This is a genomic window from Acidocella sp. KAb 2-4 (assembly GCF_020567705.1).
Taxonomy (GTDB): domain Bacteria; phylum Pseudomonadota; class Alphaproteobacteria; order Acetobacterales; family Acetobacteraceae; genus Acidocella.
The window spans coordinates 1-14935 of sequence record NZ_JAJDJU010000003.1 but is presented as its reverse complement, the minus strand read 5'-3'; the positions used below and the strand labels follow the sequence as shown (position 1 = coordinate 14935).

The following is a 14935-nucleotide window of genomic DNA, read 5'->3' as shown; positions in this document are numbered from 1 at the left end:
GAGGATAGAGGTGAGGCTTCTACCTCTACCGCCCAGATTCGACTAGTTCGGGATCGAAGTGAATCACGCAAGCTTGAACCACCGCCCCCAGCCCAATTAGGGCAGCGCCTCACAGTCGCGCACGGTCTAATGAGTCACGCCGGCTTGCCCGGCTTCCTGCCGCTGCGGAGGGTCATCGGCTCCTTCTCGCCCAGCTCCGGCTTCCTGAAGAGCTCTTCGACCTCGACCTCCAGGGCCGAGGCGATCCGCTCCAGCAGGAGGATGGTCGGGTTCTCCTGGCCGCTCTCCAGCCTGCTCACGTAGGCGCGGTCGATCCCCGTGTCCGCCGCGAAGGCGTCCTGCGAGAGCTTTTTGCCCACCCTCAGCCGCCTGATGTTCCTCGCCACGCGCGCCTGCACATTCATCCGCAGATGCAGGGCAGCTTGCGGACGTGTAATCCATGTAATAAATTACACTGAATGAGAGCGTTCCGGTCTCGCCGGGCGTGGCAACAGGGTGGCGGCTTCCAGCCGCCGAGCAGGAGGCTGAAGCATGGACGGGACCGAGACGACGGCGCCGGCGGGAGAGGCCGGCCGCGTGACGCAGATGCTGGACACAATCTGGAACGAGATCGTGCTCGGCGATTCCCAGCTGAACCCCGAGAAGTCCTGCTTCGAGCTGGCCGACGAGTACAGGCACTCGGGGAAGACGGCGGAGGAGTGCGCCGAGAACTTCATCGGCTGGCAGACCGCGAAGGCCGGCGCCGCCGGCTTCGCCCTGGGGCTCCCCGGCTTCGCCGCGATGCCCCTCACGATCCCGGCCGACTTTCTCTCTGTCGCCTACCTACAGCTCCGTATGGTGGCCGTCATCGGCTTGCTCTTCGGTTGGGATGTGCGCTCCGATCAATTCCGAACGATGGGCTACCTCAGCCTGCTCGGCTCCGCTGCGGGGGAGCTCACCCGCGACCTCGGCATCAAGACTACGACCAAGATCGCCATGGGCACGATCAACAAGCGCGTCTCCGGCGCAATGCTGAAGAAGATCAACAGTGCGGTCAGTGCCAGGCTGGTGACGAAGGCGGGCAGCACCGGCGTGGTCAACCTGACCAAGATCGTGCCGGTCCTCGGCGGCTTGGTCGGCGGCGGCGTCAACGCCGTCGTCACCCGCCAGATCGGGAAGACCGCGATCGCGTGGCTGAAGGAAGGGCCGCCACCGCACGGGGACGAGGGCGGGGATGGCGGCGAGATCATTGAGGGAGAGACGGCATGAATTGCTACGAACACCCGGACGCCATCTCGGTGGCGACCTGCGCCTGCGGACGCGGGCTGTGCGGAACGTGCCAGGGGAAGCACCAGCCGCCGTCCTGCGAGCCCTGCTACACCGCCGCCCTGGAGACGCGCATCACCAAGACGAAGCGGCGCCTCATCATCAATAGCATCTTCGCCGTCGCGTACCTGATCGCCGCCGTGAACATGCTCACCAACACGCCGGGCAACACCATCGTCATACTGATGGTCCTGGGCTGGGGCTTCTTCGGGTTCCGCTGGTTGCTCGACGGCCTGCTGGGCGTCACCCGGTTGACGATCTTCGCCAGCGGCATGGCGTGGGTCGTGACGTACCTCGTCGGGAGCATCGTCTGCTCCTTGGCCGGCTTTGTCATCGTCCCGGTGGAGATCGTCCTGCAGTGGCGCGTTCTCAAGGCCCTCAAGGCCGAGGTAGCGGGAACTCCCCCTGCGCCTATAACGGCGATCGGAGCGGCGTCGTGATCTCGACCCACAATGTGCGGTAGGAAGCTCGCGGAAAAAAGTTCGATGGCACGATGGGCATTTCCGCTCATCGTGCCATTTCTCTTGGCTGACTCATGCCGCAGAAGACGGCCCGCAGGAGAGCCAAGCCCACACGGCACAGATTCCGACGGCGGTGAGGACGCGGTCGAGCTGGGGCGCGAGGCGCAGTTCGACCTCGTCGTCCAGCAGCGCCGTCACTACCGAGAGGTGATCCTCTCGCACGCACCTACACCCATCATACTTGACCAGAACGTTGCAAAAGGAGGATCATTTCTTGTAATTCAGTCTCGGAGGTAGCGTGTTTCCTTATTTCGTAAGAGCACATTTGAGCTACCGCAGGATAAACTGGTGGATGAGGCCCACTCCACGCGTTGGTGAAGAGCAGAAAATAATGACCCGACTGCTGAAAAATCTTTGCGCTGTGGCGCTTGCCGCCCTGCCTCTTTGCACCCAGGCCCAGGTCCTGACTAGACCCATCGCCCCCGTTCTGGGCCTTATTTTCTCCCCGGCGCAGATCGCTTTTGCCCAGGCCCCATCAGACTTGGTTACCGCCTGCCCTCAACCTTCGCACGCGCCATTCTGGATTTATGCCCAGACCGAGCGGCCCGAGGGCACGTATATGCTCGTAGCTGGGCCGGCCATGGTGTTCATCGACGCGCCCAATATCAACAAGCCCGTGATGGTGCCGGTTTATGGGTTTCGTGATGTCATCCTCTACCACCACAATGTCTGCACCAGCTTGTGGGCACCGAACGACGTGTTCAAAAGCCCCACACCCATGCAAGTTCCCATCGTACGTGATTTGGCGACGGACCTCATCGCCCGCGCTCAGCGCGCCTATGGCGGAAGAGCGGGCCTTATCGCCGCGCTCAAGACCCAGGGTATAACGCCGGCACAGGCCGACCCGATGATGCGTCCAGCATTGGTCGCGCTTGGCCTTGCCCCATGATCCGCTCCCATCGCACCACCGCATTATTTCGCTGGGCATTTCCACCCAGCGTACCTTCGAAATTTCCAGCATTCACCCCATCGCTGCCGGTACGCCGGACAACCACGCCCACATGGCACAGACGCCGACGGCGGTGAGGACGAGGTCGAGCTGGGGCGCCAGGCGCAGCTCGACCTCGGCACCCAGCAGCGCCATCACCACCGGCAGGGTGAGGATGATCTTCACCGCGGCTGGCAGGCGGTTCCAGAGGCCGCGCTTCCTGCTTCCTGGGGCTGGCTTCTGCTCAGGGTGCTGCGGCGCGATCTCGGTAGCGGCGAGCTGGTTCTTCTCGTTCTGCATGGTGGCTCCTTTCAAGTTTTTGATTTGGTGGCGGATCGGGGAAGGCGCTTCGGCGCCTTCCCCGTCTTCGTGCTGGTCGCGGTGGTGATGGTGCCAGTCCGCTTGGCCTACGCCGCGTCCTTTGCCTCGGCCTTCTTGGCCTCCGGCAGCAGGTTCCAGGCCCTTGAGGCGACGGTGGCGGTGTCGATCAGCCGCTGCGGGGCGTGATGGGCGTAGCGCAGGGTGGTGGCGAGCTGGGTGTGGCCCAGCACCGTGCCGATCTCGTTCAGCGGCGTGCCGGCGTTGGCCAGCGCCGAGGCGAAGTTGTGCCGCAGATCGTGGATGCGCAGATCGGCCGGCAGGCCCGCCGCCTTCTTCGCCCGGACCCAGGCGCCGCGCACGCCCTCCACCGGCCTGCCCTGCCGGCGGGCGCTGGGGAACACGTGCGGGTTGTCCGGGTGGATGGAGCGCTTGGCGAACTGGCGCAGCAGGATGCCCCGCGCCACCGGCGAGAGCGGGATGTGCCGCGTGCGGCCGGATTTGGACCGGGGCACGGTCAGCAGCCCGCGATCGAAATCCACGTTCTCCCATTTCGCGTTCAGCACCTCGCCCCGGCGCGCGCCGGTGACGATCAGCAGCGCCAGCACGGCGGCGGCGGTCTCGTCCTTGTCCGCGTCCAGGGCCCTGACCAGCGCCTGCGTCTCGCCGGGGCCGAGATATTTGTCGCGGTGCTGCTCGCGCAGCATGCCGGGCGAGCTGGCAGGATTCCGCCCCTGATACAGCTCCCATTTCAGGGCCTGGTTGAACATGGCGCGCAGGGTGGCGAGGTGCCGGTTGCACGTGCCGTTGGCCAGACCTTCGGCCACCAGCCTGCGCCGGAGATCGGCCACGTCCTGCTGGGTCACCTCGTCCAGCGCCTTCCTGCCGATGGCGGGCAGGATGCGCAGGCGCAGATAGGCCTCGACGTTGTGCGCCGCGCGCTGGCGCTCCTGCACGTGCGGGAGATATCTCTCCCTGGCGAATTCCTCCACGGTCGGGATTGCCTTCTGCTTCGCCTTCTCGGCCACCGGGTCGCCGCCCAGGCTGACCCCGGCCTTCAGCTGCTCCGCCCGCCTGCGGGCCTGGTCGACGGTGACGTCGCCGAGGCGGCCCAGCCGGACTTCATGCTGGCGCCCGCGCGCGTCCTTATACCGGAAGTAGAAGGTGACGGTGCTGCGTCTCTGCTCGGCGATGAAGCCGACCAGCCGATCGTCGAAGATGCGCTGCTTGGCTGCACCTTCCGCAAGGGGCGGCAGCCTCTGCACGAGGCTGCGGGTGATGGTGGTCGCGGCCATGGGGTTCCTTTCCATTGGCTGGCTGGCTGGATGGATAGATGGATGGGGTGGATGGGCATGGGGGGCATCTGCCCAGGTGGACGTACCGCTCCCGGCGCTGGGCCGAGAGCGGCAGACGGACGATGCCTACCCGGCGGTGCTGTTGCGGCGGGAGCTCTGGATGAAGTCTGCCAAGTCTTCCGGCCGGTAGCGGATGTACCGGCCGGAGAGCCTGATGAAGGGGAGGCCAGAGCCGTTGCCGCGCCAGCGCTCCAGCGCCTCCGGCGGAACGCCGAGCAGCTCTCCCACCTCGTTGGCGGTGAGCAGCTTCGTCGGCGTCGGGAACTCGACTATCTCGGTGGTGGTAGTGTTTGCGGTGCTGTCGCCAGTCTCGGCGGTGGTGGTCATGTGCTTGGCCATGTCGAACTGTCTCCATGTCGGACGCCGGAGGCACGCTTGCCCCGGCTCGTCCATGGAGGTGTTCGACGACCCAACTTTGGCGCCAAAGGCCATTGCCGGTCCGCGTTGACCGGCGAAGAAGATGGCAGGGCCGCGCTTGAAGGTTCAAAACCTTCAAGACGCGTTGGCGATCAACCCGCGCGCCCCGCCGGTCTGCCTGCCCCCAGCCCTATCCACCTTCTCCGGATTCACCCGTCGCCATGCGCGCGATCCGCACGCGGCGTATCTCGGCGGCCAGGGCCTCGCGCACGGCGTTGCGGCAGGTCCAGAGCCGGGAGATGTATGGCGCCCGCTCCGTCCAGTCCCGCAGCGCCTCGTCGGCAACGATGAGGATTTGCTCGGGCACGATGCCCTCGTCACGGCTCTCCGGATCGGGGCAGAGCTCGATCGACAGATCGCCGCACCGCGCCTTGGTCCAGCGGTAGGGTGAGGCCACGCCGCCGGGGCAGAATTCCACCCCGGCGCCGAGCGGCTCGCCCGCCTGCATCTGCCTGACCGCCTTGCCCAGCGCCTCCAGCACGGCGAGCGCGCCGCCCTCCGGCACCCGCGCATATTCCAGCGCCGCGCGCGCCTGCGCCACGAGGATCAACTGGCGCAGGGTCCAGCCCACCGGGGCGGAGCAGACCGTGCCGTAGCGCACCGGCAGGCCGAAGCCGTCGCCGCCGGTGTCGAGCGCGACTGTCCAGAATTTCTGCGCCCAGAACGGCAACACGTCGGCGTTGCTGAACAGGGCGAAGCGCTCGCCGTCGGCCGTGCGGCGCGCGGCGACGATGGATTTCTCGTCGAGGTCGATCATGCCCGCGCGCTCCCTTCCGCGCGGTCGACCTCGAACACCAGCCAGGAATCATCGCTGTTGATCGTTGCCGCCACGCCCTCGGGAATCCAGAAGCAGACTAGCTCCTCCTCGTTGTCGTCGTCGTTGAGGCGGAACAGGTCGGCCGGCGTCTTCACCTTGATGCCGAGGGTGGCGAGGTAGGCAATGACGCGCAGCGGATCGTCGCCGGTGCGCACGGCGTCGGCGAAGTTAACGCGCTGCACCTCGCTCAATCTTTCGACGTCGGAGTATCGCCGCAGCAACTCCGCCAGCGTCTCGGTTTTCGTTTCGTCCATGTGATGCTCCAGACGCACGCAGCCCCGCCTGTGAGGGCGGGGCCGCGCGCTGGTTGGCGGTGGATGGGATGCCCGGGCCTGGGTCGGCGCGGGCGATGGCATCACATACGGTCGGGCTCCCCGTCTGCCGCGGCCACGTGCGCGGCCCACCGCGCCTTTGCCCGCTCTGCCTCCAGCGCCAGCGCCGCACGCACCGCACGGCGCGCCTCCCAGCAGCTTCTCCTCCACGGCGTGACCGGCAGCCAACTGGTCAATGCCAGCTCGACCACGGCCAAGAGCTGCTCCGGTGTGACGCCGCGCTGTCTTGCCTCAGGGTCGGGACAGAGTGGAATCGAGAAAAGCCCTGCCCTGGCCACGGTCCATGGGAATGGTGAGGCCACCCCGCCCGGTTGAGCAGGCTCGAAGGAGACCGGCGGCACGGTGTCTCTCTCCTGGGGTTCGCGGTGTACGGCGGCGGCGTGTTCAAGGTGATGCACAATCTCGGCCAAGGCTGGCGCGCCGGAATGCGCCAGCTCCGCCTCGAACCTTGCCAGCGCCACGGCGAGGAGCTGGGCAACGTTCCAGCCGTCGAACGGGCCGGAGATGGCGAGGCGGATGAATACGCCGCCATCCGCGATCTCGACCGCCGCACCCCACAAGCGCAACGGCCGGCCCGGGATCAGGTCGATGGTTGCGAGGGCGACATTGCGCCCGGCGCTGGTGGTGTGCCACGCGACAATGTCGCGGTTGAGGCGCCGTCCCGTGGCGTTGCCGCCGGCCTGGCTGGTGCCGGTTGCCATGCTGGCTGCCGTCATCGCGTGAAGACCGCCCATTGCCCATCCGTTACGAGGAAGACGGCGATGCCTTCCTCGACGCGATAGGCTTGGACTTCCTCCTCGCCGGGGTCGGCGCAGGCGGCGAGCAGGTCTTCGAGGTTGGCGATCTTCACGTCGAGATCGCGGAAGTATTCGATCAGGAGCAATGGATCATGGCCGCTGGCCAGGGCATCGGCGAGCCGGACATGCGGCGTGTGACGGGGTAAATCGCGCCCGGTGGCATGGCGCCGCAGGAGCGCCTCCAGCGCCTCGGCCTGGGGGAAGGTTTGGGTCATGTAATGGTCTCCAAGGCGCGATGCGGCCAGCCCCTCAGAGGGCTGGCCGTCTCGCGCCGGGTTGGGGTTGCTGCCCGCACGGCGCGGGCGAGACCATGACATGCGCTCCAGCCTGGATGCCGCCGCGCCATGGGTGGTGCAGAGGAAGAACGGAAGGGTCAGGCGCTTCAAGGCGCCTGACCCTTCCGTTCCAACCCACCGCCAGCCTTCGACGGTCGGAGACCGGGGAAGACGAAGCGATCTCAACTTAGGCAAAAAAGTGCGGGCAACATGTCACTGTGGGGGTGGGGGCTTTGAGGCCCCCACCCCCACAGTGACATGCCATCGCCCAGGCCGGCGTGCCGTTTCGCCGCCGAGGCCGCCAAAGCTCAGGTGGGCCTGGGCACGGTTGTTCGCCAACCAAGAGTACCATCTGGAACGAAACGGGCACAACTTGAAGGTCACGAGACAAACCTGGGCCAGATGGCAATTGTCGACATGAATGACCCAGCCCCCAAAGGGGCTGGGTCATTCATTGCGCGCGCCTGCCTGCCGCGGCCTTGCTTGGCAGCTCCGGCTTCTCATTTTTGCATGCTAGACACGCAAAATCAGCAATGCTTCTTGTCGGTGCAAAAGAGCCTCGTGGACGGGGCCTCGAGGCCGATCTCGACCGCCAACGCCAGGTACACCATGGGATGGCGCACATGACCTCACCTTGGCTAATACTCACCGGCTGACTTCGCGCCCGCCTTCGTGGCGGCCGACTCAGCAGCGGACAGATCAAGACCAAGGAGACTGCGCGGTTGGATTTCAACCCCGACGACTTCAAAGACACGGACGATGCCGCCAGCGGCGGCGCGAAGGAGCCGGCCATGCCGGCGATGGAAGCCCCCGACGCTAGGGGCGAGGAAGACAAGGGCCAGGAAGGCGCAAGCGGCGCCGAGCTGGCCGGGGCCGAGGGCTCCAGCCTGAGGGGGGCGCTGCTGGCCAGCGCCTCGACGAATGCGGCAGACGCCGCCCAGCCGCTGGGCGCGGATCAGGGCGAGGCCGGTCAGCCCGCCAACCGCCACGAGCGGCGTGCCTACCCGGCCACCCATGACGGGGCGCCGGCACCCTCGCGGCTGCCGGTGGCGCCGCCGCTGGCAAACGGCCCCGCGCAGGCGGGCGACACCGGCGAGGCTGTGCCGGAGACGGGTGGAGAAAGCGGCCAGGGCATCCCGCCCGCTTCGCGGAACCTGATACTGACCAGCCTTTCTGGCTTCGCCGACATCATCCACCAGCCGGATGACCCGGTGATCGGCCCGCTGGAGCCGGGGCTGCTGGCCAAGCTCATCGGCGTGCCGGGAATCGGCAAGAGCGCCGCCGCCCTCCATATGGGCGTGGCCGCCGCTGGCGGCCGCCCGTTCGCGGGACTCAACGTGCCGGGGCCGCAGAAGGTGCTCATCTACACCCCGGAAGACCCGGCCAAGCAGATCGCCCGGCGGCTGTATGCCGCCTGCCGCGAGCTGGGCGCCGACGAGGCCACGGTGAACCGGAACCTTGTCGTCGCCAGCTTCAGGCGCGGCGGGCCGCTGCTGAAGAAGGCCGAAAACGGTGGGCAGGAGCTGTCCGACGTCGGCGAGGAACTGCGCGACGCCATCCGGGATCACTGCGCCAGGCTGGTGATCTTCGATCCGCTGGTGGAAATCCACGCCGCACCGGAATCTGACAACGGCGAAATGCACGCGGTCTTCAGCGCGTTCCGCGACCTCGCTCACAACAATCGGTGCGCGATTCTGATCACCCACCACGTCACCAAGGACTCCAAGGGCAACCTGACCATGTTCAACGGTCGCGGCGCCGGCTCCATGGCCGGGGCGGTGAGGGTCATGTTCGGGGTGGAAGAGCTGTCCACGAAGGAAGCGGATAAGGTGGTGCCGCTTCACGAAGACTGCACCGCCCGGGACTTTCTGACCTTCTCCATGCTGAAGGCGAATTACGAGAAGGTCCCCGGCACCTCGATCACGCTGAAGCGCATCGACAACGCGGTCGGTGCCGGCCGCGCGCCCAGCCTGCGGGCGCTCACCGGCTAGCCGCAAGGGTAGCCGATTGGGGCTGCATGCGGCAGCAACTAGCGCATGCGGCGATACAGGTCGCGCCCCGGGTGGGCGCGGCCGCCTGAAAACCATTGAGGGAAATCACATGTCTGACAACAAGCCGGACAATTGGTCGAAAGAAGACCTGGTCATCCTGGCCATGGCGAATTCGATAGCCCAGAAGGTAGGGATTCCCCCAGCGGATAACCTCTCGGAGGTCGTCCTACGGATCAGCGCCGAGCGCAATAAATACCAGGGGAAAGAGCGCACGCTGGCCCGGGCGCTGAAAGGAGTCCTCGGGCTGCTGCCCAGGAAGCAGCCCGATAAGATCACGGGCATGGAGAGGAAAGCGTGCCTGGAAGTTACCCAGGCGCACGTTCTGAACCTGCTGCGGGTGAAGGGGCCGCTAGCCGCCACGCAGATCATCGACCTCTGCGGTCTCTCCGAATTTGGGGCACTCTCTGAGACCGACGTGGAAAACGCCCTATGGTATCTGCACATGGAGGAGAGGATTCAGGGCGGGCGGGGCGGCTGGGCCATCGTCGATGACGATGATCTCGGTGACGAAGATGAGGACTTCGGCTTCGGTCAGCCTGCGAGGCTCGCACGCACGATTCATTAGGCCCGTGCCGCTGGTGGCGGGCCGATACATCGGCGGGGCGCACCGGATGGTTCCGGTGCGCCAATCCGGGTGCCCGCGGCACCCGCCTTTCAAATCAAACCCAGGACGAAGCCAAATGGGAAGACGAGTTTCACGTGACACTGCCCTCAAATACGCGCTGCATCGGCTGATCGCGGACGCAACCCGACTCCTGGCCATCATGGAGGCAGACCTTTCCGCCCGCGGGACGATGGTTGTGCACCGCCGCATCCCCATCCCGGACAGGATCGAGAGCATTCTGCTGGCTCAGGGGCCCATGGGCCGGGGCCAGATCGCTTCGGTGCTGGCGCGGGACGGCCATTCACCGGTCACAACGGGCAGCCTCAGCGGCACGCTCGACAGAATGAAGAGGAACGGCCGGGTCGCCTATGCCGAAGAAAAGTGGCGCCTGGCTACAGATGAATCTGCTACGGCCGAGCCCCGCGAGCAGGAGGATGTTGACTAAGGTGTAGCCGCATGCCTTGCCGCCCCGTGCGGCTGGACAATCCGGCTCGGTGCCCCTGGCTTAATCGCCAGGGGCTTTTTTACGCCAGGGCCGTGGATATGCGGATCAGGAACGAGCCAGGATCGTCGCCCGCGGATATTTGTCCTCTTGCTCCTTGTACAAGATCAACAGCGCTGACAAGGCCGTGGCCTGCCAGCCCGGTGGAAGCTGGCGCACCAATTCCTCGATCAGCCTCCGCGCCGTCATCGGCCCGGGCGAGATGGTGACCTTCGTGTCCAGCAGGTCCGCATGCGGGACCCGCGACCGCGCCTGCGTCTCGAAGCGAAACGTATACGGCAGAAGGGTCTTCAACTTCGCGACGACCGCCGCCGCCGTTTGTTGGCCGGAGAAATCCTCTCCCAGCTCGCAATCGATGTCGATCGGGAATTCCTGGTCGAATTCGCCGGGCTTGGAGTAATCGCGGTTCCGCCCCGGGTCATTGGCGCCGAACCCGCTTCCGTTCCACTTGGTGCCCTTCACGCCGCCATAATGCTTGATGAGCTGGGTCTCCAGGTCCATGGCGGTGAAGACGAAGATGCGGATCGCCTTGAATGTCACCCGCGCCGGATCAAGCCCCTTGCGGTGGTGAATCTTGCGGGAGTGTCTGGCCAGGCGCTGATGCAATCCTGATTCCGCGTCGGTCTTGCCGATGTAGACCAGCTCTCCATCGAGGAAGAGCTGGTAAACACCCTGGACCTCGGGCACCGCTCGTATGCTCTCCGCGCTGAGCATCGCGGCACTCATGCCATCCAGCGCCCGCACCAGATGGTCCAGCAAGGCGCCCGGCAGATCGAACTCGAAATCCTTGTATCCCGGCGCCACGGGCGCGGCTTCCTCGAACGGGCTCACGCGCGCGCCCTCAGCAGGCTGGCGACGTTCTCGCCGATCACCTTGGCCATCAGCACCGGCACGGCGTTGCCGATCTGGCGCATGCTCTCGGTCCAAGAGCCGTGGAAGACGAAATCGTCGGGGAAGGTCTGGAGCCGCGCGCTCTCGCGCACGGTGAAGTAGCGCACCGTGCCGTCCGACCGCGCCAGCATGTTCTCGCCGCCGGGCACACCGTGCACCCCGGCCTTCAAGGTCTTGGCCGGCTCGTCGTATGGGCTGCCGGTATGCCCGGCATAAGACCGCGCGCCGGCCTGGAAATTGTGATTGGGCACCTTGCCCGCCGCCTTCCGGTTCTCCGGGTTGGGAAGATCGGCGATCGCGTCGCGAACCGTGCGCCAGGCGGCGGTGGCGGGCTTCTCCTTGAGGGCCTTGGCGCGCGGCGTCAGGCGATCGGACAAAACCCTCTCCCGGCGCGCCACTTGGTGCCTGTCCCAATAATCGCCGTGCATCTGGTCCCAGAGCAGCGCCTCCAGGGAATGCGTCTGGTCCGGAAAGCTCCACGAGACATGGAGGTCATCCCTGAACCCGACGAAGACAACACGCTCGCGCTTCTGCGGCACGCCGTGGTTGGCGGCGTTCAAGACGCGCGTCACCACCTGATAGTGCAGGCCGCTCCTGCGCCCGCGCGTGTGGTGCTTTTCCAGGCGGGCGAGGTGATCCGCCCAATCCTCATCCCGCTTCGCCTTCAGCTCGGGGTGCTCCAACTGCAGGCGGATGTACTCGAAATAATTCCTGAAGGCCGCGCGCGTCAGCCCCTTCACGTTCTCGAACACGAAGGCCTTGGGGCGGGCCTCGCGCACGGCGCGGATCGCCTCGGGGAACATGTCGCGCAAGTCACCATGCGCCTTGTGCTTCCCACCCAGGGAGAAGGGCTGGCAGGGCGGGCCGCCCGAGACCAGATCGACCTTGCCCTCAAGCTCCGTGAAGAGCACGTCGCGCACGTCCCCCTCGACCAGCGGCCAATCGCGCACCAAGCCCTGACCGCGGGCTTGGTTCTCGCGCAGGGTGTCGCAGGCGTCGTTGTCCCATTCGATGACGCGCTCCGGGTGGAAGCCCGCCTCGTGCAGGCCCATGCCAAGGCCGCCGGCCCCGGCGAAAAGCTCGACCGATTTCATGCCTCCAGAAACTCCCTTATTCTTGCCTCCAAGGAGGCTTTTGATTTCGTCTGGCACTCCCAAATGGTGAGCACCTTCCAGCCCTTGCCCTCAAGCTCTCTGGCCACCCGCTGATCCCGGGCGCGGTTACCCTCCAGCTTGGGCAGCCAGAACTCCGCGCGCGAGCGCGGAAGCCGGGCGAGCTTGCAATCCGGGTCATCATGCCGGTGCCAGAAGCAGCCGTGCACGAAGATGACCTTGCGGCGCGGGCGGAAGACCAGATCGGGGTGGCCGGGCAGATCAGCGGCGTGCAGGCGGTACCTGTAGCCCATGCCGTGAACGAGGCGCCGGACCAGCAGCTCCGGCTTGGTGTCCTTGTTGCGCACCAGCGCCATTCGCGCGCTTCGCTCGGCGGGCGTCAGCGTGTCCGGAGATGTTTTTGGGGCCGCCATCATAGCAGATTCGGCTGCGGCGGCGGGGGCTGCTTCGGCCGAAAGGCCGAAACACGGAGATCGGTCGCGCGGGAGCGCGTGAGAGCGATGTCGTGCTGGGTCTGCATCATCAGCAGGTGGTCCAGCGGGGTGCCAAACGCCTTCTCGAAGCGCAGCGCCATGTCCGGCGTCAGGGAGGCGCGGCCGTTCAGCACCGCCGAAAGGGCCTGGCGGGTCACGCCGAGCACGTCGGCGGCCTCGCCGACCGTGAGGCCGTGGCGGTCCACAACCTCGACGCGCAAGAATTGACCTGGATGCACCGCCGCGTTCATGCCAAAGCTCCTAGCACCCACCCCCGATTTTACGTCAAGTGGAAAGCGACGCTTTCCACTTGCATATCATACGCCAGATCGGCACGCCGCATCATGAAATCCTCATCACGATGGAGTACAAGAGCCACATGGGCGTTCAACTCTACATCCTGGACCGTCGGCCGGCCTCACTGGTCATCGCCGGCACCCGCCACCAGATCGGCACCTTGCGCCGCTCGTGGAAGCTCACCGAGATCGACGCCGAACGCGCGGCGGAAATTTCCGCCGCCGAAGAGAATCTCAAGGACGGCGCCGCGCCCGCCGCCGCCATGGTCGCCGAGGTAGTGGACATGCCCCTGCTGGAGGCTCCAGACCGGCCCGTCGCCGCCCACGTGGTCATTGGCTGGGAAGCCAACCGCCACACGGTGACGGACATGGCCTGGGATTTCCTGCCGGCCCTGGGCTTCGCCGTGCGGGCCCCTGGGGTAGATGATTTCGTACTCCATGAGGAACGGGAGGGTCGCCTCGCCCCGATGACCATTGCCCGGGCAGTGGAGTTGTCCATCCTGGACGAGGCTGGCCAGTTGCAGTGGCGCGGTCAGCCTGCAATCGTCAAATGCTTTGGCGTGAGGCCGTTCATCCAAACTCACGCCATCGCCGAATGCGAACTCGCCGACGGCAGAAGCGCCGAACTTGTCACGAAGCTCACGTCCGACGACCTTCCGTCCACGGGCTGGTACGTTGGGAAGCTGCCTTCTGAAACGCGGGAATTCTAGTTCTGCACAATCTCTTTCTGTCAGCTTCATTTGAGACCGTTCAACAATTCCCAAGTGGCGATTAATAGACAGGCCGTTGTGGCTGTGGCGTCAGAACCACCGAAGTTGATCCAGGGACAGGGAAAAATTGACGGATGTTGATGAAGTGGAACTACCGCGAAAACGGTAACGCTCCTTCATCCTCTCAAGACGCGAAGACACGACTTCCGGCGCCACCGCGCCTATCCCCATCTCCAGGAAATCAAGAAGCCTATCGTAGAGCAACGTGGCGAGCACTTCTCGAAATAGATCCCCGAGATACAACGGGAAATTCTGCTCCCGCATTCCACTCTCAACGCAGACCACCTGGCAAGGAGCGACATCGATCCATTCAATGCCACGGTAATTTCCTCGCTCATCAGTGAACGTGATGGAACAAGAGCGCCCCGTAGGCAATCGTCCCTCCTTGTGAAGCCTTTCGATGTGGAGCCGTGGGCGCAGGGCAACCCAATGCGGGTGAACTTCTTCAAGCGTTCTGCCTGGGTGCCATAGCATGATTGGATCGAAGTCTTCATCCGCCGGAATTTGACCCAGGGCCTGTGCTGAATCGAATGCCTTCTTCAACTCCCAAGCCGAGATGATCCACTTAAGCAAGCTCGCTTTGTTATACTTCTTGAGTAGGTGATTAGTGTTGATTCTCAGCAACGGCAAATTGAACCGGATGCAGAGCGCGTCCTTCTTCGCGTCCAGTGCACGTTGCTTCGGCTCCAGATGAGTCGGGCCATCAAACTCGATAGCGAAGAGAGGGATGTAGTCTGCACCACAGACCAAGAAATCAAAATGGGATTTCAGAGCGTATCCGAAAAGAGAATCGTCAATGCCACTTCCATCGATCTCCAAGGCATCTGCGATTCTCATCTTGATATGGACGTTGTATCCATGCTCGACGGCAAGGCTTTGCAATTCGCGACCGACTTTCTCCTCCTGTCGATTCATGACGCGTTTCAGGCCGGCCATTGTACCCCTTCCTCCATCGCTGGTTCAGAAAAAAAGAAAGCGGCAAGTATACAAGCACATCTGCCCGTGTCGACTCCAGCAATCAACTCGCCGAGAGGCCGAAGAATCGCAAGAAGACGTGTGGATCGTACAGCCGCCCCGCCAGACCACCATCTATCGCCGGGGATCGCAGCGGCCTGACGCATCTCTGCCCCCTGTCTTCCCACCAACTTCCCCTCACAATCCCCTCGGGCGG

The 14935-nt window shown here is 65.0% G+C and carries 21 protein-coding genes; 7 read left to right on the top strand and 14 right to left on the bottom strand.

All coding sequences use genetic code 11. The features are described from left to right. Nucleotides 1–134: 134 nt before the first annotated feature. Complete coding sequence (locus LI953_RS03170; RefSeq protein WP_227074580.1) at nucleotides 135–404, bottom strand: helix-turn-helix domain-containing protein; 270 nt, start codon at nucleotides 402–404, stop codon at nucleotides 135–137. A gap of 127 nt (nucleotides 405–531) precedes the next feature. Here LI953_RS03170 and LI953_RS03165 point away from each other — a divergent pair, with 127 nt between their 5' ends. Together LI953_RS03165 and LI953_RS03160 are read left to right on the top strand one after the other, a co-directional pair. Continuing rightward, nucleotides 532–1248: an EcsC family protein gene (locus LI953_RS03165; RefSeq protein WP_227074579.1), complete on the top strand. Its 717-nt coding sequence runs from the start codon at nucleotides 532–534 to the stop codon at nucleotides 1246–1248. Then, complete coding sequence (locus LI953_RS03160) at nucleotides 1245–1745, top strand: hypothetical protein (protein ID WP_227074578.1); 501 nt, start codon at nucleotides 1245–1247, stop codon at nucleotides 1743–1745. The genes LI953_RS03165 and LI953_RS03160 overlap by 4 nt, the downstream gene beginning before the upstream one ends. 93 nt (nucleotides 1746–1838) lie before the next feature. Here the strand turns inward: LI953_RS03160 and LI953_RS03155 are convergent, their stop codons facing one another. Continuing rightward, entirely contained in the window at nucleotides 1839–1988 is a 150-nt protein-coding gene (locus tag LI953_RS03155) for a hypothetical protein (RefSeq protein ID WP_227074577.1), read from the bottom strand. A gap of 169 nt (nucleotides 1989–2157) precedes the next feature. Between LI953_RS03155 and LI953_RS03150 the strand changes: the two genes are divergently transcribed. After that, a complete protein-coding gene (locus LI953_RS03150) occupies nucleotides 2158–2715 on the top strand; it encodes a hypothetical protein (protein WP_227074576.1) in 558 nt (185 codons plus the stop codon). Between the two features lie 72 nt (nucleotides 2716–2787). Here the strand turns inward: LI953_RS03150 and LI953_RS03145 are convergent, their stop codons facing one another. The 7 genes from LI953_RS03145 to LI953_RS03115 all read right to left on the bottom strand — a co-directional run bounded on the left by LI953_RS03145 (nucleotide 2788) and on the right by LI953_RS03115 (nucleotide 7176). Then, on the bottom strand, nucleotides 2788–3054 hold the full coding sequence (locus LI953_RS03145) for a hypothetical protein (protein ID WP_227074575.1): 267 nt from the start codon (nucleotides 3052–3054) through the stop codon (nucleotides 2788–2790). A gap of 107 nt (nucleotides 3055–3161) precedes the next feature. Beyond that, nucleotides 3162–4367, bottom strand: coding sequence for a site-specific integrase (locus LI953_RS03140; protein WP_227074574.1), 1206 nt, complete (start codon nucleotides 4365–4367; stop codon nucleotides 3162–3164). 126 nt (nucleotides 4368–4493) lie between these two features. Continuing rightward, on the bottom strand, nucleotides 4494–4766 hold the full coding sequence (locus LI953_RS03135) for a helix-turn-helix domain-containing protein (protein ID WP_227074573.1): 273 nt from the start codon (nucleotides 4764–4766) through the stop codon (nucleotides 4494–4496). A 208-nt stretch (nucleotides 4767–4974) separates the two neighbouring features. Then, complete coding sequence (locus LI953_RS03130; protein ID WP_227074572.1) at nucleotides 4975–5601, bottom strand: hypothetical protein; 627 nt, start codon at nucleotides 5599–5601, stop codon at nucleotides 4975–4977. Next, nucleotides 5598–5915, bottom strand: coding sequence for a hypothetical protein (locus LI953_RS03125; protein WP_227074571.1), 318 nt, complete (start codon nucleotides 5913–5915; stop codon nucleotides 5598–5600). The genes LI953_RS03130 and LI953_RS03125 overlap by 4 nt, the downstream gene beginning before the upstream one ends. Before the next feature lie 101 nt (nucleotides 5916–6016). Then, nucleotides 6017–6694: a hypothetical protein gene (locus tag LI953_RS03120; protein WP_227074570.1), complete on the bottom strand. Its 678-nt coding sequence runs from the start codon at nucleotides 6692–6694 to the stop codon at nucleotides 6017–6019. Nucleotides 6695–6705: 11 nt separating this feature from the next. Continuing rightward, nucleotides 6706–7176: a hypothetical protein gene (locus tag LI953_RS03115; protein WP_227074569.1), complete on the bottom strand. Its 471-nt coding sequence runs from the start codon at nucleotides 7174–7176 to the stop codon at nucleotides 6706–6708. Between the two features lie 611 nt (nucleotides 7177–7787). Between LI953_RS03115 and LI953_RS03110 the strand changes: the two genes are divergently transcribed. The 3 genes from LI953_RS03110 (at nucleotide 7788) to LI953_RS03100 (ending at nucleotide 10165) form a co-directional block, all read left to right on the top strand. Further along, nucleotides 7788–9056 (top strand): AAA family ATPase, encoded by a 1269-nt coding sequence (locus LI953_RS03110; RefSeq protein ID WP_227074568.1) that lies wholly within the window; start codon nucleotides 7788–7790, stop codon nucleotides 9054–9056. A 109-nt stretch (nucleotides 9057–9165) separates the two neighbouring features. Further along, nucleotides 9166–9681: a hypothetical protein gene (locus LI953_RS03105; RefSeq protein WP_227074567.1), complete on the top strand. Its 516-nt coding sequence runs from the start codon at nucleotides 9166–9168 to the stop codon at nucleotides 9679–9681. 115 nt (nucleotides 9682–9796) lie between these two features. Beyond that, on the top strand, nucleotides 9797–10165 hold the full coding sequence (locus tag LI953_RS03100) for a hypothetical protein (RefSeq protein WP_227074566.1): 369 nt from the start codon (nucleotides 9797–9799) through the stop codon (nucleotides 10163–10165). Nucleotides 10166–10270: 105 nt separating this feature from the next. On the opposite strand, the gene LI953_RS03095 is transcribed toward LI953_RS03100, so the two are convergent. The 4 genes from LI953_RS03095 to LI953_RS03080 are packed head-to-tail and all read right to left on the bottom strand — an operon-like array spanning nucleotide 10271 to nucleotide 12949. Next, nucleotides 10271–11053, bottom strand: a complete 783-nt coding sequence (locus LI953_RS03095; RefSeq protein WP_227074565.1) for a GIY-YIG nuclease family protein — start codon at nucleotides 11051–11053, stop codon at nucleotides 10271–10273. Next, nucleotides 11050–12207 (bottom strand): DNA cytosine methyltransferase, encoded by a 1158-nt coding sequence (locus LI953_RS03090; RefSeq protein ID WP_227074564.1) that lies wholly within the window; start codon nucleotides 12205–12207, stop codon nucleotides 11050–11052. The genes LI953_RS03095 and LI953_RS03090 overlap by 4 nt, the downstream gene beginning before the upstream one ends. Continuing rightward, the gene (locus tag LI953_RS03085) at nucleotides 12204–12638 is read right to left on the bottom strand and encodes a very short patch repair endonuclease (protein ID WP_227074563.1); all 435 of its coding nucleotides are present in this window, start codon (nucleotides 12636–12638) and stop codon (nucleotides 12204–12206) included. The genes LI953_RS03090 and LI953_RS03085 overlap by 4 nt, the downstream gene beginning before the upstream one ends. Further along, nucleotides 12638–12949, bottom strand: a complete 312-nt coding sequence (locus LI953_RS03080) for a HigA family addiction module antitoxin (protein ID WP_227074562.1) — start codon at nucleotides 12947–12949, stop codon at nucleotides 12638–12640. Before LI953_RS03080 ends, LI953_RS03085 begins: the two co-directional genes overlap by 1 nt. 38 nt (nucleotides 12950–12987) lie before the next feature. Here LI953_RS03080 and LI953_RS03075 point away from each other — a divergent pair, with 38 nt between their 5' ends. Beyond that, nucleotides 12988–13704: a hypothetical protein gene (locus LI953_RS03075; RefSeq protein WP_227074561.1), complete on the top strand. Its 717-nt coding sequence runs from the start codon at nucleotides 12988–12990 to the stop codon at nucleotides 13702–13704. Between the two features lie 90 nt (nucleotides 13705–13794). On the opposite strand, the gene LI953_RS03070 is transcribed toward LI953_RS03075, so the two are convergent. Beyond that, nucleotides 13795–14700 (bottom strand): DUF2726 domain-containing protein, encoded by a 906-nt coding sequence (locus LI953_RS03070; RefSeq protein WP_227074560.1) that lies wholly within the window; start codon nucleotides 14698–14700, stop codon nucleotides 13795–13797. Between the last annotated feature and the right edge of the window lie 235 nt (nucleotides 14701–14935).